This is a genomic window from Citrobacter sp. Cpo032 (assembly GCF_030332975.1).
In the GTDB taxonomy this organism is placed as follows: Bacteria; Pseudomonadota; Gammaproteobacteria; order Enterobacterales; family Enterobacteriaceae; genus Citrobacter; species Citrobacter portucalensis.
In genome coordinates, this window is sequence record NZ_JAOWGU010000047.1 from 261,199 (window position 1) to 284,563 (window position 23,365).

The 23,365-nt window shown below is 47.9% G+C and carries 16 protein-coding genes, 1 tRNA gene and 1 pseudogene; 15 read left to right on the forward strand and 3 right to left on the reverse strand.

The features are described from left to right. The first annotated feature begins 74 nt into the window (after positions 1-74). The 7 genes from OGY33_RS17770 (at position 75) to fucO (ending at position 8,169) form a co-directional block, all read left to right on the forward strand. Positions 75-1,070, forward strand: coding sequence for a LacI family DNA-binding transcriptional regulator (locus OGY33_RS17770; protein WP_048216224.1), 996 nt, complete (start codon positions 75-77; stop codon positions 1,068-1,070). Between the two features lie 522 nt (positions 1,071-1,592). Beyond that, positions 1,593-2,447, forward strand: coding sequence for an amidohydrolase family protein (locus tag OGY33_RS17775; RefSeq protein ID WP_191238419.1), 855 nt, complete (start codon positions 1,593-1,595; stop codon positions 2,445-2,447). Positions 2,448-2,460: 13 nt separating this feature from the next. Next, complete coding sequence (locus tag OGY33_RS17780) at positions 2,461-3,840, forward strand: PTS transporter subunit IIC (protein WP_191238420.1); 1,380 nt, start codon at positions 2,461-2,463, stop codon at positions 3,838-3,840. A gap of 28 nt (positions 3,841-3,868) precedes the next feature. After that, complete coding sequence (locus OGY33_RS17785) at positions 3,869-4,864, forward strand: aldo/keto reductase (RefSeq protein WP_191238421.1); 996 nt, start codon at positions 3,869-3,871, stop codon at positions 4,862-4,864. Between the two features lie 47 nt (positions 4,865-4,911). Beyond that, a complete protein-coding gene (locus tag OGY33_RS17790; protein ID WP_048216226.1) occupies positions 4,912-6,012 on the forward strand; it encodes a mandelate racemase/muconate lactonizing enzyme family protein in 1,101 nt (366 codons plus the stop codon). A 29-nt stretch (positions 6,013-6,041) separates the two neighbouring features. Then, positions 6,042-6,938: a dihydrodipicolinate synthase family protein gene (locus OGY33_RS17795; protein WP_191238422.1), complete on the forward strand. Its 897-nt coding sequence runs from the start codon at positions 6,042-6,044 to the stop codon at positions 6,936-6,938. A 79-nt stretch (positions 6,939-7,017) separates the two neighbouring features. Beyond that, on the forward strand, positions 7,018-8,169 hold the full coding sequence (gene fucO / locus OGY33_RS17800) for a lactaldehyde reductase (protein ID WP_048224064.1): 1,152 nt from the start codon (positions 7,018-7,020) through the stop codon (positions 8,167-8,169). A 53-nt stretch (positions 8,170-8,222) separates the two neighbouring features. On the opposite strand, the gene OGY33_RS17805 is transcribed toward fucO, so the two are convergent. Beyond that, positions 8,223-8,834: a GntR family transcriptional regulator gene (locus OGY33_RS17805; protein ID WP_048216229.1), complete on the reverse strand. Its 612-nt coding sequence runs from the start codon at positions 8,832-8,834 to the stop codon at positions 8,223-8,225. A gap of 529 nt (positions 8,835-9,363) precedes the next feature. Between OGY33_RS17805 and OGY33_RS17810 the strand changes: the two genes are divergently transcribed. The 6 genes and pseudogenes from OGY33_RS17810 to OGY33_RS17835 all read left to right on the forward strand — a co-directional run. Next, positions 9,364-10,284, forward strand: a complete 921-nt coding sequence (locus OGY33_RS17810; RefSeq protein WP_048216230.1) for a helix-turn-helix transcriptional regulator — start codon at positions 9,364-9,366, stop codon at positions 10,282-10,284. Positions 10,285-10,322: 38 nt separating this feature from the next. Next, entirely contained in the window at positions 10,323-11,420 is a 1,098-nt protein-coding gene (locus tag OGY33_RS17815; RefSeq protein WP_048216231.1) for a hypothetical protein, read from the forward strand. A 46-nt stretch (positions 11,421-11,466) separates the two neighbouring features. After that, a complete protein-coding gene (locus tag OGY33_RS17820; RefSeq protein ID WP_191238424.1) occupies positions 11,467-13,038 on the forward strand; it encodes a cobalamin adenosyltransferase in 1,572 nt (523 codons plus the stop codon). Further along, positions 13,035-13,301: a YkgJ family cysteine cluster protein gene (locus OGY33_RS17825; protein ID WP_048216233.1), complete on the forward strand. Its 267-nt coding sequence runs from the start codon at positions 13,035-13,037 to the stop codon at positions 13,299-13,301. The genes OGY33_RS17820 and OGY33_RS17825 overlap by 4 nt, the downstream gene beginning before the upstream one ends. Further along, positions 13,302-13,403: transfer RNA gene (locus OGY33_RS17830), tRNA-Thr, on the forward strand. A 155-nt stretch (positions 13,404-13,558) separates the two neighbouring features. Beyond that, positions 13,559-13,759: pseudogene (locus OGY33_RS17835) on the forward strand (tyrosine-type recombinase/integrase); the annotation flags it as partial. Here OGY33_RS17835 and OGY33_RS17840 read toward each other — a convergent pair. Continuing rightward, entirely contained in the window at positions 13,758-14,258 is a 501-nt protein-coding gene (locus tag OGY33_RS17840; RefSeq protein ID WP_048216234.1) for a FidL-like protein, read from the reverse strand. The pseudogene OGY33_RS17835 and the gene OGY33_RS17840 overlap by 2 nt on opposite strands. Beyond that, a complete protein-coding gene (locus OGY33_RS17845) occupies positions 14,248-15,039 on the reverse strand; it encodes a winged helix-turn-helix domain-containing protein (protein WP_231912244.1) in 792 nt (263 codons plus the stop codon). The genes OGY33_RS17840 and OGY33_RS17845 overlap by 11 nt, the downstream gene beginning before the upstream one ends. Before the next feature lie 277 nt (positions 15,040-15,316). Between OGY33_RS17845 and OGY33_RS17850 the strand changes: the two genes are divergently transcribed. Together OGY33_RS17850 and OGY33_RS17855 are read left to right on the forward strand one after the other, a co-directional pair. Beyond that, positions 15,317-15,850 (forward strand): hypothetical protein, encoded by a 534-nt coding sequence (locus OGY33_RS17850; RefSeq protein WP_128612292.1) that lies wholly within the window; start codon positions 15,317-15,319, stop codon positions 15,848-15,850. Between the two features lie 371 nt (positions 15,851-16,221). Next, the gene (locus OGY33_RS17855) at positions 16,222-23,187 is read left to right on the forward strand and encodes an autotransporter outer membrane beta-barrel domain-containing protein (protein ID WP_191239014.1); all 6,966 of its coding nucleotides are present in this window, start codon (positions 16,222-16,224) and stop codon (positions 23,185-23,187) included. Positions 23,188-23,365: the final 178 nt, after the last annotated feature.

The following is a 23,365-nucleotide window of genomic DNA, read 5'->3' on the forward strand; positions in this document are numbered from 1 at the left end:
GTTAATATTTTGCGGGCGTTATCGAGATCGCATTTTCAGACCCCGGCAAAGTGAACATCGGCGAAGGAGAGGGTATGGCATCTTTAAAGGATGTGGCGCAGCGGGCTAACGTCTCGTTAATGACCGTATCGCGGGCGATTAACGAGCCCGAACGACTACGGCCTGAAACCTATAAAAAGGTGATGGAAGCGGTAGATGCGCTGGGGTATGTCTCCGATCTCTCCGCTAAAAAAATTCGTGGTGCGAAAACCACAGCTAACACGATTGGGGTGCTGGCGTTGGACACCATGACTACGCCATTTTCCGTGGAGATAACGCTCTCTATCGAAGAGACTGCGCGGGCGCACGGTTGGAATAGCTTTGTAGTGAATATGTTCAGCAATGACAAGCCAGAGAAAATGGTTGATCTGCTGTTGGCGCATCGCCCGGACGGTATTATCTACACCGCGATGGGACTGCGCCAGGTACCGGTACCGGAAAAGCTGCATAAGTATCGCTGCGTACTGGCGAACTGTGAAAGCACAAGCGGCCCTTTCCCCACCTATATTCCCGATGATGAACAAGGGCAATATCTTGGCGTGAAAGCGCTGTTGGCCGCAGGCTATCGCCGACTGCTGTGTATCCACCTACCGAAAGGAATTGTGGCGACCGATCGCCGTCGGGCGGGAATGGAGAGGGCTTGTCGTGAAGCGGGTGTCGACCCTGATGCAATGTTCCACCACTATCTTCCGCCGGGCGAGCGCCACCATATTGATGCGGCGGAGATTGCCGGGCATTACCTGAGCGGCGCGCGCCCGATGTTCGATGCGGTGGTGTGCGGTAACGACCGCGTGGCTTTTGTTATCTACCAGCTCTTGCTGGGGCGAGGGCTGCGCATTCCGCAGGACGTCGCTGTGCTGGGTTATGACAATATGGTGGGCACCGGCGAGCTATTTTTGCCGCCGCTCTCAACGGTACAGCTGCCGCACTATGAAATCGGTCGTCTTAGCGCGCTGCATCTTATCCAGGGGCTCGATCACCGGGATACCGTGCGGGTAGACAGCCCCTGGCTTCCGCGCGCCTCAATATGATTAACCTAACTGCTTCGTTTCATCAACCGGAGGGATGTGTGAATTATGTGGGGGTATCGCTAATTTGCTGGTGGATGTTACAAAACTGAAACGTGGGGGTACTGCTAAGTCACGGTTTAGCGCGCAAGGCTCAAAGTTGGGGCGTGTATTAAACTCTCGTCGTAATTTAGGGTTTCAATAAAATAACCGTTATTTATTAATGTTAACGTATCAATACATCGTAACTTACGAAACGTTTAGATTTTAGTTCGTACTTACCCATCTATCGCTCTTCTCTGCTCATTCTGCTTCTCTAACTTCAGCGGGACGCACAAGCGTCCACCACATTAACCACATGCAATAGTTCAGCTCAATGACATCGGATTCTACGGCGGTTATAGGCTTTTACGTTCCTTTTTTAGCCTACAGATAAACCGTGAAAATTGTGATCCCGTACTCAGATAGTGCATTCCGTGGTTGCCTTTTAACCACAGACTTTTATTGTATTCTCATTGTATACAATTAAAATACAGGAAGCTGAGTATGAAAGTGATTGATACCCATAACCATATTTGGCATTGCCAGGGAGAGCATTTTGCCTGGATCACAGACGATCTGGCGGCAATTCGCCGTGATTTTCTTATTGACGATTTGCAGGCCGTATTGGCTGAAAACCACATCGAAGGCGCCATTTTAGTACAAGCCATCCCTTCAATTGAGGAGACCGAATGGCTGCTGGAAATAGCTGAGCATCACGATGAAGTAAAAGGTGTTGTGGGATGGGTGGATATAAACCACGGGGCTGGGATCGCAGAGGATTTGCAGAGACTGCAGAGAAAATCCCGCTATCTGAAAGGGATCCGCTATATGTCTCAGGGCTTGCCTGAGAGCCATTTAGTGACCCCGCAATTTATCCAGGGGGTACGTTGCGTTGGAGAGCAGGGGCTGGTGTATGAACTGCTGGTTACGCACCAACAGCTGGAGGCGGCAAGCCAGCTTATCTCTGCTTGTCCGGAAGTGACCTTTGTTATCGAGCATGCGGCAAAACCCGCAGTTCGCGACGGAGAAATTACCCGCTGGCGTGAACAGTTAATGTTGATTGGTGAGGTTTACAGCAATGTTTTTTGCAAACTATCAGGCCTGGTCACGGAAGCAGATTATGCCCGCTGGACGGGACCTGAGCAGGCGAGCCAGGAGCTGGAACCTTATTTTAGCTCGGTTTTTGCCGCATTTGGTGATGAGCGAGTGATGTATGGATCCGACTGGCCTGTTTCTCTACTGGCATTACCGTATGCCGACACTTTAGGGCTTTACCAGAACTACCTGCAATCTCACCAGGCTCTTTCCAGCGATAACTTTTTTTATCGCGTGGCAGAGAAGGTTTACTCATTAAAGTAACAGGGGGGCACTTATGGAAGTCGTTCAATATAACCTCGGATTTGGCCCGGCAGTGGTCATTCCAATGATTATGTTTTTATTTGCCGTGCTATTTGGCGCGAAACTTGCCGATGCGGCGAAAAATGCAATGACGGTAGGTATTGGGTTTCTCGGTCTTTCGTTGCTGATCGGTTTTATGGTGACATCACTCAGCAGTTCGACAGAAGCGATGGTAAAAAACCTCAATCTTCATTATGAAGTATTGGATCTGGGCTGGCCGTTAATTAGCGCCTTCAGTCTGGCTGCGCTTTCTCTACCGATTGTTTATGCGTTATGTTTTGCCACTAATTTGTTGATGATTTCAACCAATACCACCAAAACTCTTAACGTTGATTTTTGGAATTACTGGCACTTTGTATTTGCCGGAATCATCGTTGAACAGGTGACGGGTTCATTTTGGATGGGGATTTTTGCAAGTTGGATCACATTTATTATTACGCTAAAAATCGCCGATTACATTGCCCCACATGTGCAGAAATTCTGTGACACGCCAAACGTGACCATTACTCAGGCGGAGATCGTCGCATGGGCCCCGCTGGCATTTTTAATGGACCGTGTAATTGATCGCATTCCGTTGATTAACAAAATTGACCTTAATCTCAGCAAAATTGAAGCCAAACTAGGGTTTTTTGGTAGTCCGTTAGCGATGGGGGCCATTCTGGGGGTGATCATCGGTATGCTTGGCGCGCTACCGTTCAGCGATATTATTAAGAGTGGAATGAATTTTGCTGCGGTCATGGTGTTATTACCGACGATGGCGGGAGTGCTGGTCAGTGGTCTGGTACCGATTACTGAAATTGCTTCTGAATGGGTAAAGAAACGTTTTCCAACAAAGTCACTTTATTTTGGTATCAGCGGTGAAATTGCTTTTAAAAACCCTGCGGTATTGTCTGTAGGTATTTTGATGGTGCCACTCACGATCCTGATTAGTACTATTTTGCCTTTTAATACCATGATGCCATTCGCCGATATTCCTTATCTGCCGATATTTGTTGTCTTTGGCACGGTTGCATGCAACGGAAACATGTTCCGTGGATTAATTAATGGCATTGTCATCGTGTGTGGGATCCTGTGGTTTGGTTCGGATCTCGCTGTTGTGTCGCAGGCTTTGGCCGAAAAGGCACAATTGAATGTGCCAAAAGAGATGATGGCCTCATCAATCGATGGTGGCTCACACGCTATATCTTATATCTTCTACAAAATGTTCGAGCTGTTAAAAGGAATGAATCCTGCGCTCTTGTGTCTTTTTTCTATCGTAGTGACCGGGATTATTATTTATGTGCTGAAGTTGATTTTTAATATTAATAATAAATCAACAGCAGCGACCTCATTAACTGCAAACAAAGTTGACTAAGAATACTGATAAACATCAGGGGAATATTATGATCGCTCAGAATACAATTAAAAGTGTAGGGCTTAGTGTACCTTCTTTAACCTTCGGCGCAGCCAGCCTGGCTAATTTATTCAGAACGCTGAGCAATAACGAAGCTATGGACATTGTTGATAAGGCCATTCAGGTTGGCTGGCGCTACTTTGATACTGCACCACATTATGGCAGCGGACTTTCTGAGTTGCGTTTAGGTTTGGGATTACGTGGACTGGAGCGTAGCGAATATGTTTTGTCCACCAAGGTTGGTCGTCTGCTGCAATCCCGGAAACAAGAGCCAGGCCTTGAAGCAGGAGAATTTTTTTATGATGAGAACCCTTTTAACCGACAGGCTGATTACTCCTATGAGGGCATCATGCGCTCATACGAAAACTCTATCCAGCGACTGGGAACCCGTTATATCGACATTCTCTATGTACACGATCTCGGCACTTATACCTACGGCAATACGGAACTGGAACGCCAACATTTTAAAACCTTCTGTGAGTCAGGGCAGAAAGCACTAGAAGAGCTTAAGCGCAATGGCGATATCAAAGCCTGGGGCGCAGGCGCGAATGAAGAGGCAATCCTGATGGAGGTGATGGATAACGCTGCCCCGGATATCTTAATGCTCGCCAACCGCTACAACCTGCTGGAAACAGACCGCCAGGCGTTCTTTGCCAAATGTGAAAGCAACAATGTTTCGGTGGCTGTTGCTGCACCTTTCGCTACCGGAGTTTTAGTCGCGAAAGATAAATCGAAGGCGTTGTATGAATACGGTTCCGCGCCAGCGCAGGTTATTGAAAAAGTAAATGCGATAGAAGCGCTATGTGCAAAACATGCCGTGCCGATTGGTGCTGCGGCGCTGCAATTCCCATTAAGAAACCAAAATGTGGTCACCGTAACCTGCGGCGTTCAATCCGTAGAACAAGCATTGACTAATTTTGCCTGGGCTAACTGGGATATTCCGCAGGAATTGTGGGATGAACTGGCCAGCATTGGTATTCAGTAAGCATCATTTGTAACTTTGCGAAAAAATTAACAGATATTGAGGATGTAATGAAAATAGTTAAAGCCGAAATCTTTATGGTTGATTTGAAACCTAAAGTAAAACGTGTCGATGCGATTCAGTCTTTTGTCTCACAAGAGACGCCGATTATTCGTTTAACAACATCGAGTGGAGAAATTGGTGAGGGCTATACCTACACAATTGGCACCGGCGGCTCATCTGTGGTTGCGCTGTTACGAGATCACCTGTTACCGAAATTGATTGGTCAGGATGCGACGATGATTGAGGGCATCTGGGAATCATTGCTGTTCTCAACTCATGCGACCTCGGTTGGCGCCATTACGTCTCTGGCACTGGCAGCCATTGATACCGCATTATGGGATTTGAAGTGTAAGCGCATGAATTTGCCGCTGTATAAAGTCGCAGGTGGTGCGAAGTCGCGCATGAAGTTATACACCACCGAAGGGGGCTGGCTGCATTTAAGCACTCAGGAATTAGTTGATGATGCGCTGGCTGTTAAGGCGCAGGGATTCTGCGGTTCTAAAATCAAAATTGGTTCTGAAAGTCCGGTGCGTGATATCGAGCGTTTGACTGCTGTACGTGAAGCGGTGGGTGATGAGTACGTGATCATGACTGATTGCAACCAGGCGTTTAAATTCTCGGAAGCCAAACAGCGCGCAGCGTTGTTGGAGCATATTAATCTTTCATGGATTGAAGAGCCGTTTCTGGCGCATGATGTTGATTCTCATCAAAAATTGTGTGAGTCAACCACCATTCCTGTCGCGGTGGGTGAGTCCATTTATTCTATCCAGCACTTCAAAGAGTATTTACAGAATAATGCCGCAGATATTATTCAGGTTGATGTGGCTCGTATTGGTGGTATTACACCATGGCTTAAAGTTGCACATATGGCGGAATGCTTTAATAAAATTGTCTGTCCGCATTTCTTGATGGAATTGCATATATCATTATGTTGCGCCATTACTAATAGCCGTTGGTTGGAATATATTCCACAGCTCGATAGTGTTACTCTAAATAAAGTGAATATTCGCGAAGGATATGCTTTCCCACCAGAAGAACCTGGTTTGGGTATTCAGTGGGACTGGCAGAAAATACAGGCTGATACTGTTGTTTACCATGTCATTGAATAAAACAATTTTTATTTTCTCAGGAATATATTATGTCTGAAAATCATGCTCAATTTCACGGTGCATGGTGCCCATCAATTACGCCTTTTGATCAACAAGGAAATATTGATTTATCGGCACTGCAGCAGCATTTGCGACGTTTGGAAGAGGCTGGGACTCATGTCGTATTGCTAATGGGAAGTATTGGGGAGTTCACCGCATTAACGCTGGATGAACGACTGATGCTTATCCGTGAGGCACGGAAAATGTCATCGCTGCCGCTGGTGGCAAATATCTCAGCTACCTGTATGGCGGATATGATACGTCTGTCAGAAGAGGCCTGGCATTGCGGGTATCAAGCAGTGATGATTCTACCTCACTACTATTTTCAACAAACGCCGGCCCAACTATTGGCATACTACCGCGGTCTGGGGCAGCGCCTGAATGGAAAATGGTTCGCATACAACTTTCCTGCCCGAACTGGATGCGACCTGGACGCGGTACTGGTAGCGCAATTAGCGGCAGAATTTCCCAATTTTGTGGGTGTTAAAGATACTGTTGATTGTCTCTCTCATACTCGCGCAATTATTCAGAAAGTCGCGTCCGTTAGAGACGATTTTGTTGTTCTGTCCGGTTATGATGAATATCTTATCCCAAATCTTCTCGCGAGTGGCGCGGGAGTTATTTCAGGATTAAATAATATTTGTCCCGAACTTTTTGTGCAGGCAATTAAAGCCTGGGATGAAAATGATCTTACCCAGCTTACTGGCATACAGCGTGAGATAAACCGACTTTCTGCTATTTATAATATTGGTAATGATTTTGTTACTACAATTAAAACCGCGGTGGCTCATAAGTTTCAGTATTCTGGAGAGAAATCAAGAAGCTTTGCGGGGGAACTAACTCGTCAGGAATCGCAACAGATTGACATAATGTTCAGTATCAAATAATCAAAAATCAATAACAGCACACATTATGCCACGGCAATGCTGTATTGCTGTTATACCTCTCTGTTATAAGGTATAGAATATGTCTTATAGAATGATATTAAATGAAACCTCATATTTTGGCGTGGGTTCAATTAACGCTATCGTTGATGAAGTTAAAAAGCGAGGTTTTAAAAAAGCGCTGGTAGTTACTGACCACGATCTTATCCAGTTTAATGTAGCGACCAAGGTACTTGATATTCTTGATAGCGCAGGGTTGCCTTACCAAATTTTTGATAAGGTCATACCTAACCCGACGATTGACGTCGTGCAGCAAGGTGTTGAGGCATTTCGTCAGGCGGGGGCAGATTACCTGGTCGCTATTGGTGGCGGTTCACCGCAGGATACGTGCAAAGCGGTAGGGATAATCATTAACAACCCTGAGTTTGCCGATGTCCGCAGCCTCGAAGGTGGGGCTGACACTAAAAATGCCGCTGTACCGATGATTGCCATTCCAACGACCGCGGGTACGGCAGCTGAGGTGACTATTAACTATGTGATTACCGATGTAGAGAACCGACGTAAGTTCGTTTGCTACGATCCTCATGCTATTCCGGTCGTTGCCATTATTGATGCTGACATGATGGCCAGCATGCCGCCCAGTTTAAAAGCGGCAACCGGTGTTGACGCACTGACTCATGCAATCGAAGGATATATTACGAAAGGGGCATGGGAATTAACCGATACGCTTCATTTAAAGGCGATTGAGATGATAGGGCGTTCGCTACGCGGTTCGATACAGGGAATCGCCCAGGACGCTGAAGGCATGGCGGTGGGGCAGTATATTGCCGGGATGGGCTTTTCTAATGTCGGATTGGGCCTGGTGCATGGGATGGCCCATCCTCTGGGTGCATTCTATGGTACGCCACACGGCGTCGCCAATGCAGTGCTATTGCCGCATATCATGGCATACAACGCCGAGTTTACAGGAGACAAATATCGCCAAATTGCACAGGCTTTGGGCAATACTCAGGCCATGGTGATGCCGATCGAAGAGGCGCGTCAGGCGGCCGTTGAAGCCGTGGCACAGCTTAACCGCGACGTAAATATTCCCGCCCGACTGCGCGATATCGGCATGAAATATGAAGATATCGATGCTCTGGCAGCCGCGGCAATGGCGGACGTCTGTACAGGTGGAAACCCTCGAGATACTTGTATTGAAGAGATTAAGGCGTTGTACCGACAACTCTACTAATTTTTAACTTTCCACATGACCGGTAGAAATACCGGTCATGTTATATGCATAGCCTATTTAAAGCTGGAGAACAGGCGGTTGTAGGAGTTGTTGACGTGATGGGCAATGGCCTCACGGGTTTGTTCTATATCGCGGGCAATAATACCGGCGCAAATTTTCAAATGTTCTTTGGATGAATCAATAATTGAATCATTTTTCATTTTGTCTGAACGCAGCATGCGTAACCGGTCATACATGAAGGTCAGCGTTTTAGTCACAATAGCGTTGTGGCAATCGGATAGCATTTGTTCATGTAGCTCGTTATCAGCTTCGAGTAATAAAGACACATTCGAATCATGAAAACCGACTTCAATTTTATCTTTAATTGTCTGGTAGCGTTGCGGGTCCTGGTTCTCCCATGACAAATTCAATACCATAATTTCAATGTCTTTTCGGATCTGGAAAATATCACGTATTTCACTGAGCGTAATGGGTTTAATGGTTTTCGTTTTATTTTTGGAAGGCTCAATCCAGCCTTCAGTCATCAGGCGAAACAAAGCTTCGCGCAGCGGCGTACGGCTGACATTAAGTTCCTGACATAGCTCATTTTCTGAGATAGCCCCCACCAACTCATTGGCGATGATTTTGGCCTTCAATTGATGATATGTTTTTTCGCTGATGTTCATAGTCTGGCTTTAATGAGGGTCATAATCATGTTTAATGAGATACAAATTAGCCCCTTGTCACTATGAAATCAATGGGTAAGCCCGGTTGTACAACGAATTAGCTCGTGTTTCAACGACTCAGTCAGCAGCACTAACAGCTGCCAGCGCGTCCACATCCTTCTGCAGATGATGTTTTTTTACTCAGCGTGAAGAAACCAAATACCGGCGTTCATACCACGATACTGGCCATCATTAAGAAACTCTCCTGACAATCCACCTTTGCAAACTCAACGTTGAATTTGGCTTAGTGGAAGAGATAGCCGTTAGCCAGTTTGATGAGGATGTATGTAGGTGGTCTTTTGGGCGCCATGTCTCTGGCATTTACTCCTGATGAGGAGCGCTTTTTGTCCCTAAAAATTGTCCAACGCGACTAATGGTCAAATAAATTGTCGATTTCTCTAAAAAAAATGATCAGCGTGCCGATACACTGACAGGATATGTCAGCATTTTATATATAATTCATGTCAGGAAAACAGAAAAGTAGGTGCTTATGGCTGATTCAGCAAGGAGTTGCTCAGCAGAACGTTTAGTCGATATCCTAATAGAGCTGCAAACTTGTGGCGTTGTGAATCGCTATCAGTTGATGAAGAAATTTAATATCACTGAACGAACGGTCTATCGTGATCTTAATATGCTTTCCTCCTTTATTGAGGGGTGTGGTGGTGGAGAGTATCGATTGATACCGATTCGCGCGCAGAATAATAGCGCCTATGCCCTTCATGACCCACTGGCAAAGCTGCTGGACGCCGACGCGGTTTTTCCTGATAGAGATGAGGATTTTTGGCTTAGCTTAGAAAAACGAGCGGTAGAACAGCATGTTAGAGTTCAGTTTGGTCGCCCTGAACATTCAGTCAGAAATGATTTGCGAAAGTATTTTAACTTATTAGAAAAAGCGATTCAGAAAAACAGTGTCTGTCATATTTTATATAAAGACAAAACGCGCACCGTTCACCCTTATAAATTAGTTAACCAGAAAAATATTTGGTATCTGCAGGCGACCGAGGACGGAAAGCTAAAGTCTTTTTCGTTAAGTAAAATTCGGTGGTTGGATATCCGGAAAGAGCATTTTACGGTCGATACACCCACACTGTCATTAATTGATGAGCATCGCGATCCTTGGGTAAGTGAAGAGACGTTTGAGGTGCGGGTGCGTATTAAACACAGCATTGCTGGCTACTTCGCAAGACGAGATTTACTGCCTCAGCAAGAATTAGTGCGTGAAGAGAATGATGGCGTGACTTTGCTTTGCAAGGCAGCACATCAGAATCAAATTATTCCATTAATTCTATTCTGGTTACCGAATATAGAAATTCTGGAACCTGAATGGTTGAAAACAACGGTCATCAACATACTGCATAACTACATCACTGGCGATCGCGACTCTGTTCCTGTTCTGGAATGTGATGCGTAGCGGGTAACAACGACTTATTGCACAGGAGATTTTTATTTATGGCATTACCTTTCATTATTCTGGGCGTCGCGGCAGCGGCAACGGCGTTTGGTGGCAAAAAAGCTTATGATGGCTACCAGAAAAAATCAGAAGCCGACGATGTTTTAGATCGCGCGCAGCGTCGCTTTGATAAGCATAAAGAGAGCTTTGATCTGGCGAATGAAACAACGTCGAAAAAACTGGCCGAGCTGGGTGAAAAAGAACTGAAGATCGGTAAAGATTTCAATGAATTTAAAACGATTGCCGACGATCTGTTGGCGCGTATGGCTAAGGATGGGCATAAAGATCTTCGTCTGAAAGTACCGCAGCACAACATCAATAAAATTCAGAGTCTGGCGATTTCCGCCACGGAATATCTGACGACGGTCGTCGGTGCCGGGGTGTCCGGTGCTGCCGCTGGTTTTGCCGTGTACAGCGGCGTGATGGCGTTTGCCGCAGCGTCTACCGGTACGCCGATTGCCGCCCTGTCTGGTGCGGCGGCGTATAACGCCACAATGGCGGCTATTGGCGGCGGTTCTCTGGCCGCAGGCGGCTGGGGAATGGCGGGCGGTGCGATGGTACTTGGCGGCGCGGTAGTGGCTCCGTTGATTGCTATCGCAGGCTGGGCTTACGATAGCCATGCCGAAAAGGCGCTTAACAATGCTTATCAAAGCTCCCGTGAAGTGACAGCTGCGGTGGAAAAAATGAATGCGGCTGAAGCGCAGCTGACGAAGGTGCAGCAGTATGTAAATAGCATTTATGAATCAATAACCCGTATGCATAGCGTCTTTGTTCAACACTACTTTGAACCGCTGAAAGCGATGCATGCCATCATTGTTGAACGTCATGAGAAGAATATAACCACCGAGATTAGTGAGTCGGAAGAGATCATGGCGATTATCGACCATGGTTATGAATTAGCCGCCATCATGACCGACGTGATCACCACGCCGCTGTTCAAGCCGGTGACGCAGGAAAACGGTGAAGCCGTTATCGAAGATGGCGTGATCCAACTGCAGACCGACAGCAACGGTATGAACCTGCTGAACAAAGAGATTCTGGACGAAAAACTGGCGGTTTCTGCTTCTGAGTTTGACGCATTTTCTTCTCGTATTTAATCGACGCGCCGGGCGAATCTGCCCGGCATTGCTATGGGCGAGCACAATGAACACAGCCAGGTTTGACTGGGGTGAAGAGTTACATCAGACGGTGGTTAAGAGTCTGACCACCTCTTTTGGGTTGGATTTTCTCTTGCTGGAGGATAAACACGGCGGCGATGTGAATACCATTCATAACGCTCGCGAGGGAGTGTATGCCACCGATGCCGAGCGTCAACGGTACGAGCAACGTGAAGGGTATGATTCTCATCATTACCATAGCCACGAAAACTACATTGCCACCAACCGGGCGGGAAAAAAGGCGCACGAGGCCGGTAAGTTGACCGATACCTACACCGGTGAGAAATTTGCGGCTAATGATAAAAAGAACCTCGACCATATTATTGCCGCCCATGAAATTCACAACGATCCTGGGCGTATCCTTGCCGAATGCGATGGTGCCGATCTGGCTAATGATTCATCAAATCTGACCTTCACGAATGAGTCGCTGAATAAGGCGAAGAAGGCGAAAACGATGGATGCCTTCGTGCAAACGCTACAAGAACAGCATGCTGTGACCACGCAGGAAATTGCCCGTTTACGCAGCCAACCAACGCTTTCCGAGCAAGAGCAAAAACAGCTGAATAAGCTGGAAAATAAAGCCGCCGCCGATTTTGAACGGATGAAAGAGGCCGACAAAAAGGCGCGGGTAAAATACAACAGTACGATCAATCAGGAATATTATACCAGCAGTAAGTTTGCGAAGAATGTCGCCACCGCCACAATGAACAATGCGTTTCGCATGGGAACGCGGCAGATGTTGGGACTGATTCTGGCAGAGACCTGGTTTGAGTTCCGCGCGCGTATTCCCGTGATGTTTGAGAAGCATCGTCATTCATTCGATGCCGGAGACTTCCTGCAAGATGCGGCGGAGGCATTACGCGCAGTCTGGCAGCGAGTGCAGGGTAAATTCAGCACTTTCCTGACGTCCTTTAAAGACGGAGCCATCGGTGGCGTGCTCTCCAGCATTACGACGACGCTCTTCAATATCTTCTTTACGACTAAGAAGATGATGGTGCGCCTGATTCGTGAGATGTGGAACAATTTGGTACAGGCCTTTAAAGTTATGGTCTTTAACCCTGAAGGCTTAGCGCCGGGGCAGCTCGCTAAAGCGGTAAGCAAACTGGTGGCTGCGGGTGTGGCCGTGGCTGCTGGTGTGGTGGTTAACGAAGCTTTAGCCAAGATGCTCGTCTTTCCTTTTGGTCCGGAACTGGCCGCTTTCTGCGGTGCGCTGGCGACAGGTATTCTGACGCTGGTAATGAACTACTTCCTGGAACACAGCGCATTGATGAAAAAGGTCTGGGCGTTTCTGGATACGTTTAAAGATAAGTATCAGAAAGCACTAGAGTATTATCAACAGGTGAATGCTGAACTCGATCGTTATCTACTGGAGCTTTCGGCGTTAGAGTTTGCTATTGATACGTCAGCGTTATCGCGTTTCTCGCTGCATCTTAACGCGGTGAACAGTGAAATTGAGCGTGGTTTGTTGCTGCGTGCAGAGGTTGAGCGCCGAAATATTGCGCTACCGTTTGAAGCAGGGAATACCCGCTCTGTACGTAGCTGGTTAAGTAAGCTATGACGCTCACGCCCGCGTTTCCCTGTAACCAGTGTGGCGCTTGTTGTCGCCACGTCGATCGCGCCAGTGAAACGCAATTTCTTGATCGCGGTGACGGCATTTGTCGTCACTATCAGATGGAGACAAAGCTGTGCGCGATTTATGAAACACGTCCGCTTATTTGCCAGGTAGAAAAGCAGTATCAGCTTAACTACCGACAGCAATTTAGCTGGCAGGAGTTCATTACGCTTAATCGTGAAGCGTGTTTAATTCTGGAGAAAATGTAGGGCGGTGTGCTTCACGAAGGGGTCAGGGTCAATATGTACTCATTATGGAGTTGGCTCGCTTTCGTAATGCGAAGGTCGTAGGTTCGACTCCTATTATCGTGCCATTTAAATCAATAGGTTACAGTTTATTATTTGCATATAATCTTACTGTCTTCTCTCCCGCGTACTTACTGGCGTACTTATTTAGCATGGCATAGCTGAGTGTCATGTTCCCGTTCTCAAATAAATTCAGACCCTACAAACTATTCCCTTCATAGGCTACTAAGAAGCCAATCCAACAGAAGTATCTAACTGAAAACTCATTGCGTTTACATGAAAGTGGTCAAATGCTTGATATACCTCATTGGACGTCCCATGATCTGAGCCGCCCTGTACGGACAGGGCTATCTCGTTTGCAATGTCCAAACGAGGTAGCTGAGGCTAAATTGGGGCATATGCGTGGCGGCGTTGAAGGTATTAGGATTTACTGACACATAAAAGTGATGGTGAAAAAATGTTGCCTATCAGATATGCATTTTGAAGTTTTGATACATGCATTCGTTTCTCTGGTTCAGAGCTATCGTAGATGGCTTTAGTAAAAAAATCATCAGGCATTGTGTCAGCTGATTTCTTTCTCAGTCGTGCTTCAGAAAGCCTTACGGTGCCAGAATCTAGCATCACGTATTCAAACGCAATGGTACGCTGGACGCTACTTTTCCCAACGCCATGCTCTCCTGTTTCCGTAACGACACCAGAAAAATCAACCTCACCGGATCCGTCTTTATAAATCTGAACGTATACACTGCCATTGAATTTCACCCCATGAGGTAATTCTGGCATCGAGATCGTCGATACACAGTTGATGCTTATCCCATTATTGGGTGCCCAGTCAGCGATTCCTGTCGCGCGAACAGCAATTGCTGAAACAAACGCAATTGCTGAGACGCTTATCAGTGTTTTTTTCTTATTAATTTTCATGGATATAGATATCCTTGCAACCTGCAAATTTAGTTTGTTCTTTGTTATTCCAGGTGCAGCGGGACAAAAATACGCGTCCTTTTTCACCGTAGGTGTATAGATCGTCAGGCTGGAAGAAGTAGGTCGCACCCTGAATGCACGGAAGGTAAGTGTTTGTTAACAATCTGGCTTTTTCGAGTTTGACGGACATCATTTCTGGGGAGTTGTTATAAAAAGTATACACAGGGCACTGATCAATCTTACCGAGTTTCCAAGTCTTTATAGCTGAAATCATATCAGAAGCACCATTTTGTGATGGGTAAAAGGCTATAACCAGTGAACTCAGCAACAAAATCATTACAAAAATCCAGATTTTTGCCGATACTTGCGTTTTTTTAATTTGCACCGTTGACTGAACATTTAATGAATTGATTTCACGGTAGTTATCAGTCTCTCTGATAGATATAGAGTCATCAGGAACCAAGAAGCCCACCCGGGGTATAGTCTGAATGACTTCCTGATTACAGCCCAGATCGTGGAGTCCTCTTCGTATAAATGAAATGTACTGGCTCAGAGAGTTATTCGAGGCCTGAAACCCATTCTTATCCCAAACATTAACTAAAAGATCCTCACGGGAAACGACCTTGCCTCGTTGCTCAAGCAGGAACGAAAAAATACGATTCGCCGTGATGGAAAGTACAACCGAATTTTCGGGTGATGAAAGACTGGCAAGGACACCATCATCAGTTCTGAATGTTACTTCGTTGTAAATTTGGTAAAGCATATGTGTATTCATCTGCATATGATTGTTCCTCTCTATTTTAGCTGATATTTCACGTTTTGACATTGTGCTCTATCACGCATACGCATTTTGCAGTTAGATATTTTATAAAACTATTTCTTCTATTGCTTTATCAGAATATCTACCTATATGACATGACATTACTTCTATAGATTCCTGGGTAAGGTGTTGTTGTATTATTATTTTCGTCTCAAACCCTCCCAGTAACGAGGCTCTTCGTGAAGGTTCTGTCAATTAATTTTGAGAACATCATGAAGGGCATTATCAGGATTTACTCATGATGGATAGGCAAACATTCATGGTCATCACGCATGATACTTTTCTTCGTCAGTCTATTTTCGCTTTAATGAAACAAATTTGTTGTGAAAATAGAATATGTTTCATTGATGTCGATTCATTTAACTCGCTTGGAGAACTGAATGACACCCTATATCACTTTTCCAAAGAGGATGAAATTCGAACGATTTTGATCTCTCGCGGGTTATGGATCTCTAAGGTTATCTCATCTCAAATTGATTTATCTGTGTATGATGATTTAAACAAATGGCGACACCTTATAACGATAGCTAAACTAAAATCGGTGAGTAATGTAATTGAAAAAATTGAATTCTTCAAGGACTTCAAAGGAATGAGCCAATGTGAAGTTAAAACAATTCAATCACTAAAACTTTCAGAGAGTATTTTCTTGGCTGCAAAAAAATCAGGCGTAAGTTATAAAAACTTTTTGAGAAATACACTCGCCATAGCAAAGAGGTATAATCTTAAAAACACCGCCAACCTGCACTTCTTTGTTTACAGGTTTAATAAATAGGATTACTCTCAAAAAAGTTTTTCCAGGGTGGTAATCCCCCCTGGAGCTTTTTAATCATGAAGCTATTAGTTAACGACATGCTGAAAATATATATCGATAATATGTACTCACCAGAATGTATACTTCCGCTAACCAATAAAATGTCGTGTAACACCATTTAAAATTCAGCACGATAATCTTTAAAGATTTATTTTTATAGATGATGTATCTATAAATAACGCATTATTCATTATATATACCCTAGAAGAGGGGCGGCAAGTAAAATCACTCACGAAACGCCTGAGCTAAAAATCAGGCACTGATAATTTTGGTCCAAATTCACCTGTGAAGTAATCGCGAAAGAAAATGGGCTGTTAAAAGCGAGTGAGATGATGAACAAAGTATTTAAGGTTATCTGGAGCGTAGCCCGCTCGTGTGCCGTTGTTGTTTCCGAACTGGCACGTGGAAACGTACAATCAAGCAGTTCTTCGCTTATTACGGAAGAACAATACAGCGCAGAATTCCAGAATGCATATGTTTTTCGAATGGCACCTGTCGCTTTATTAATGCTTGCACTTTTTCCAGCGAAATCACAGGCAACAGATTATGTAGTAGACTCCATGACCCCACAAGATGCCATAGAGATAACAGTGAGTGGACGGGATAATACATTGTCAGGTAGCTTTTCGAATGTTTCGTATGGTAATAGTGGTTACACCAATATGACTCTGGGTGAGGCTTATGATAAAGGTCTTCTAGGTACTAATAGTGAGTATGTTAAGAATAACAACATATTTAATATCGGCTCGCAAAGCAAAGTAATTGACTTTATAGATCCAGTTACCGGGAATACGACATCAATAGCGGTCTACGATAATGATGCGATGGTCATTAACTCTCTCGCCGACTTTAATGTTACGATTTCAAATGCCGTGGGTGCTAACGGCCAGTATATAGATCGTAATCTATACAACGTTAATAGTGGAGCCACTCTTGATGTCAATGTTGGAAGTCAGGATGCCAACTGGATTAATGATAGGGAAAACTTATTTAGCGCTGTTTTCAAAAGTTCAAATACGAGTAGCATAAATAAAGCATCAGTTTTTAATGTTTCCAGTGAGTCTGGTGACAAAGCAGAGCTTAATTACCATTCTAAAACAATAGCCCAGTTAGGTAATGATTACAACAATCACAGTGGTGGCACGGCTATTGCGTACCCAGTGATTGACGAATTTACAGGTGAGTTCACCAGCAAACTTGGGCCACAAAATGTGACAAATGTGGAGGAGTTTAAAGCTTACAACGCTGCGTTAATCGCAGCGATTGAAAAAGGTGAGCTCTCAATGACCAGTGCAGAGTACAACGCTGAACTGAATTTGGCGCGAACTACCGGGTCTATCCCTATTTATGCGAATGAGGATGGGATTGCGTCTGATGATGCAGTTAGAGGAACGGTTAATCGTGATACCGTCTCCTACATCCACGGAACCGGCAAAGATGCCGTTATTAACATTGATAAAGACGCTAATCTGCAACTTTTTTGGTCTGATGCATCGCTGGTTAACCTGGAAAATGGTGCAACCTTAATCAATGAGGGCACACTAGGGTCGAATAACAATACGCTTCGTGGGGCCTATGTCGTCGCCGTTCACAGTGGTTCTGTATTTGAGAACAACGGGGTTGTTGATGCAGGGACTAACCCTGACATGGCTGAAAAATTGGGTTCGAGCGCAGCATTAGTCGCAGCAGGCCAGCACACGGCTATCCTGGCAAACGGCACATCCACTGTTAATAACAATGCCACTGGCGTGATTAACCTGGCAACGAGCTCTTCTCAATACAGTAATAAAGGTGTCCTACTCTCTTCGTCTGCGGTGCTGACAAATGACGGCACGATAAATGTCGCATCAACCGCGCAGACGAATACCACTGGCACACCGGTCACAACAGGTGTTGAGGCCGGCCAGCAATCAACATTTAACCATAACGGCATGTTGTACATCGGCCGGGAGGCTCAACGTGAGGGGACGGATGCGACTAACGACCTTCGTATTTCGGGAGACTCCATCGGTGTTCTGTTATCAGGCAGTGCGACGTATAACGGCGATAGGGCCTCAAAAATTGTAATTGGTTCTCAGACAACGAACGCAACAGCCATCGTTGTTAAAAATACCGCGACGTTAAATCAAAATGGCACGATAGAGATCAACGGCGATCTGCCCGGCGAATCCTCGATTGCGAACGTGGGGATCAACGTAAAATCAGGTACCGGTGAAAACCGGGTCGTGAACAACGGCGTAATCAATCAAAACGGGCAAAACAGTATCGGTATTGATGTGGAAGCCGGAGGAAAAATCACGCACGCGGGTGTCATTAACGTCAACTCCGGTGTAGATGAGGGGACGCATTACGCGAACTACGGTATCCGGGCGAGTGGTGAGGATGCCCTCGCCGTGGTATCAGGCGACGTCAATCTCAATGGCGATTATGCCATCGGTGTTCAGGCGCGTGATAAAGGCACCATCACCCTGGTGGATGACGGAACGGTGACCTTCAATGAAGGGAGTCACCAGACGGGGTATTACATCTACGGTGCCGGATCGTCAATTATCGATAATGCCACGAGTAATCAAACGGTTTCGACGACAGATTCGACACTTTATCGCGTCGATGGCGGCGCTGCGTTTGATGGTTCTAGTACCAATAAGTCACAAATGAATGCAACGGGTGATAACTCCACCATTATCCTTACGACGGATGCAGGTAGCAGTTTTAACTCCGGCAAGCTGGCGTTAAGCATTATGGGTGAAGGCTCAACTGGCGTTCGTATTGAAGGCGGTGCTACGGGGACAATCACGGCGGATGCCGATATTGTTAAAGTCGCCGGTAAGGGCACAACGGCGGGCATTGTTGACGGAAACTACTATGGCCTGGATGGTGAAGTCGTTGAAGCCAAAAAAGGTGAGTCGGTATTAACCAGCTATGCCACCCTTGAAACGGCCAACACCGCTGACGGCGCTTTCGGCTATATCGCTCGTAATGGTGGTACGCTGAACCATAAAGGCACTATTGATTTTGATCAGTCGGACAGTACCGGAGTGCTGATTTCCGGCGGTACGCTGAACAACGACGGCGATATTCAGGTGAATGGCGTGGCGGTCAATATTCAGGGCGCAGATTCCGTGGTGAACAATAGCGCGACCGTTTCTGCCACCGATGGCACCGCGGCGTATCTGGTCGAGAGCGACGCAACGCTTAACCTGACCGGTGAAGGGCAAACTACCGCTGACGGCACGGCGCACGCCATTCTGTTGGCAAGCGGGGCGAAAGGGCTGGTCGTTGATGGCGCAACCATCACGATGGCCGCGGGCGGCAGCGGTAACGCCATTGAAAACCAGGCTAACCTTGTCGGTATTCAGCTCAAAGAGACCCACATTACCGTCGGCAACGGCATTGGGGTACATACCGGGGCTTCCATGGCGCAGACCAACTCCGGCACCATCAACGTTACCGGTAGTGGAACCGGCATCCTGTTTGAAAGTATGGACGGTTCGCAAACCGATCAGACCCTGGTTATGTCCGACTCGCGCGATCTGGTCATCAACGTCCAGCAGGCGGGTGGTAAAGGGATCGTCACCAATTCCTCCGCAGACCTGAAAACAGGTGCCAGCGTCAACGTGCTGGACAGCGATGGCGCAGAGGCGCTGGTTGTCGGCGGGACCACGAAAAATATTGAACAGTCGGGCGAGCTGACGTCAGTTTCCACTTCGCATGCGGTGGTCGATGCAGATAACGGCTCTCTGGAAAGCTTCCTTAATAAAGGGGTGATCCGCGCGCTGGATGCTTCGCAAAAAGCGCTGGAAATCGTTAAAGGGAAGGGCATTGCCTTTACCAATGCCGCGGAAGCCAGCATCACCGGGATGGTAAATTTACTGAGTGGCGATAACACCGTCACGCTGGAGTCCGGCAGTATGGCAACCGATATCACCACCGGTAACGGCAGCGATCTCTTCTTGCTGAAAGACATCAAGGCGACGGAAACCTCGCTCTTCACCAGCCTGAATGGTGGAGAAGGTGAAGACACGCTCCGGTTGCAGAACGCACAGTACACTCTGAACAGTGCCGACGCCATTACCGGCATGGAGCATATCGATCTGACCAGCAACTCCGTGTTTAGCGTCAATAACGTCGACTTCGTCCTGGGTGACGCAAAAGATGATGCAGCGAATACGGGTTACAGCATTGATACGAACAGTACGCTGCAACTGAACGCGACCGGCGATATGGCGTTCAACAGCCACCTCTCGGGAACCGGGACCGTGTCTGTGGATGCGTCCGGCAAGGCGTTTGATTTTACCGCCAACAATGCCGCAGACGGTTTCCAGGGCACGCTTGCGCTGCAAAACAGCACCTTTGAACTGGCCGGGTTAAATACTCAGGCCCTGGCTAAAGCGACGCTGAGCGCGGGTGAAGGCAGCCTCACGCATGTCGGCAAGGGCGAACAGAATATCGGCGGGCTGGCGTTTAACGGGGGCACGGTGAGTTTCGACGGTGTTACGCCGGGCAAAACGCAAGCGGATGGTACGATCCATGCGGGTAAAATGGATCTGAGTGGTCGCGGGACCGTTCAGGTGGATACCGGCAGCGTCAGCAATGATCGTCCACAGGCGGATACGACGCTCTCCCTGCTTGAGCAGGACGACGCACAGGAGTTGATCAAACTGGCCATCTCTGACTCCGCTGTGCAGGGTGGCGCGGGCAACCTGACGTTAACCGACAAAGACGGCAACGTCATCAGCGATGGCGTGGTGGCCGACATCGAGCAGAATGATGAAGTGGTGGCCAAAGGCACTTATGACTACCGCCTGACCGGTGGAGAAAACGACGACGGGTTGTATATCAGCTACGGGCTGACGCAGGTTGAACTGCTAGCGTCCGGCAGTAACGCGCTGGTGCTGGATGCCAACGATAAAACAGGTAATGCCGCTGACCTCAGCGCCCGCGTCACTGGCACCGGCGACCTGGCATTCGACAGCGCCAAAGGCCAGACCGTGTCACTTTCCAATATGGATAACGACTACACCGGCATCACCGATGTGCGTAGCGGCAACCTGCTGATGAATAACAACGACGTGCTGGGGCAGACCAGCGAACTGCGTCTGGCATCTGACACTGGTTTTGATATGAACGGCTACAGCCAGACGGTCGGTAAACTGACGGCCGCTGTCGATTCTTTGCTGAATATCCATGGTGGCAGCCTGACGATTGCGGATGGCGGTGAGGCGAACGGCACCTTAACAGGTAGCGGCGCGCTCAACCTGAACGGAGGAACGCTGACTGTCACGGGTGAAAACAGCACTATGACCGCGAAAACCACGATTGCCGAAGGGGCCACGGCGTTGCTGAACTCTACGCTGGGCCTCGGTACTGGTGACATCGTGGCGGCCGGTACGCTGGCGTTAAGTAATGCCGCAGGCGTGCTGTACAACGCCATCAGCGATAACGGCAGTGTCGAACTGACCGACAGCGATGTGGTGCTGGCCGGTAACAACAGCGAGTTTACCGGAACCTTTGACATTGATGGTGGATCGCAGCTTACCGCGTCCGTGGCTGAACATCTGGGCGATGCGGCGGTGAAAAACGCCGGTTCCCTGGTGCTCAACAGCGCCAGTAGCTGGGACCTGAACAACAGCATTACCGGCGCAGGCAGTGTCACCAAACTCGGCAGCGGCACCATCACCGTGGGCGACAATGCCGCGTGGACCGGTAGCACACACATTGAGCAGGGCGGACTGCAACTGGGCAGCGAGAGCGCTTCACTGGTGCTGAGCAGCACGCAGGTCACTATCGCAGATCAGGGGAAATTATCCGGGTTCGGCGGCGTGACGGGTGATATCGACAACGCCGGTCTGCTTCAGGTTGGCACCGCTGAAAGCACAGGCACTCACACCTTTACGGTGGGTGGAAACGTCACTAACAGCGGCACGATGGCTACCGGGGTTTCCGGGAAGCAGGCCGGAAACCAGCTGGTGATTAAGGGTAACTATGCGGGTAACGACGGGCTGCTTTCGCTTAACACCGCACTCGGCGACGATAAATCCGTCACCGATAAGCTGGTGGTGGAAGGCGATACCTCCGGCAACACGTATGTCACGGTGACAAACGCCGGGGGCAAAGGGGCGGCGACCATCAACGGTATTGAAGTTATTACCGTTGAGGGGGCGTCCGACGGTGATTTCACCCAGAAAGGCCGTATTGTTGCCGGGGCGTATGACTACACCCTGAACCGCGGTACCGGTGAAAACAGCAGTAACTGGTATCTGAACAGCAGCAAAACGGACCCGGGCACGGATCCGGGTGATAAAGAAACGCCGGATCTGCGTCCGGAAGGCGGCAGCTACACCGCAAACCTGGCGGCGGCTAACACCCTGTTTGTGACCCGTCTGCACGATCGCCTGGGTGAAACACAGTTCATCGACGCGTTAACCGGCGAGCAAAAAGTCACCAGCATGTGGATGCGTCACGTGGGCGGCCACAACAACTGGCGTGATGGCAGCGGGCAGCTCAAAACGCAGAGCAACCGTTACGCCGTTCAACTGGGCGGTGATGTGGCGCAGTGGAGCCAGAGTGGTCTTGACCGCTGGCATCTTGGTCTGATGGCCGGTTACGGCAACGACCACAGCAATACCCACACGTCACGTACGCAGTATGGTTCGAAAGGGTCTGTGAACGGCTATTCCGCCGGGGTTTACTCAACCTGGTATGCCAACGACGAGACGCACAGCGGGCTGTATGTCGATACCTGGGCACAGTACAACTGGTTTAACAACAGCGTGAAGGGTGAAGGTCTGCAGGGCGAATCCTATAAATCGAAAGGGGTGAACGCCTCGGTGGAAACCGGCTACACCTGGAAAATGGGGGAATACCAGACGCGTGAAGGTTCGACCAACGAATGGTATATCCAGCCGCAGGCACAGGCCGTGTGGATGGGCGTGAAAGCCGACGATCACCGTGAAAGCAACGGCACCCGCATCACCAGCAGCGGTGACGGTAATGTGCAAACGCGTCTTGGTGTGAAAACCTGGATCAAAGGCCACAGCCAGCTCGATAACGGTAAAGCGCGTGAGTTCCAGCCGTTTGCCGAAGTTAATTGGCTGCACAATACCCGTGATTTCAGCACCCGGATGGACGGCGTTAACGTCAGCCAGGCCGGAACGAAAAACCTGGGTGAGGTGAAAGTGGGTGTCGAAGGGCAGGTCAGCCCACGTTTCAACCTGTGGGGCAATGTCGGCGTGCAGGTGGGTGATAAAGGCTATAATGACAGTGCGGCAATGATCGGCGCGAAATGGAACTTCTGATAATCGTCTCCTGACCTTTTTGCCAGGCAACCAGTGGTTTGCCTGGCAATCCTGCTGGTTGGACTGACCCCACGCTCGTAGACAAATTCTTTCCTCACGACGGGGCCTGTTCAATAAGTTGAGACATTATGAAATGAAAAATCCACGCAATTGCGTGGATTTTATAGGTTTTGTCATT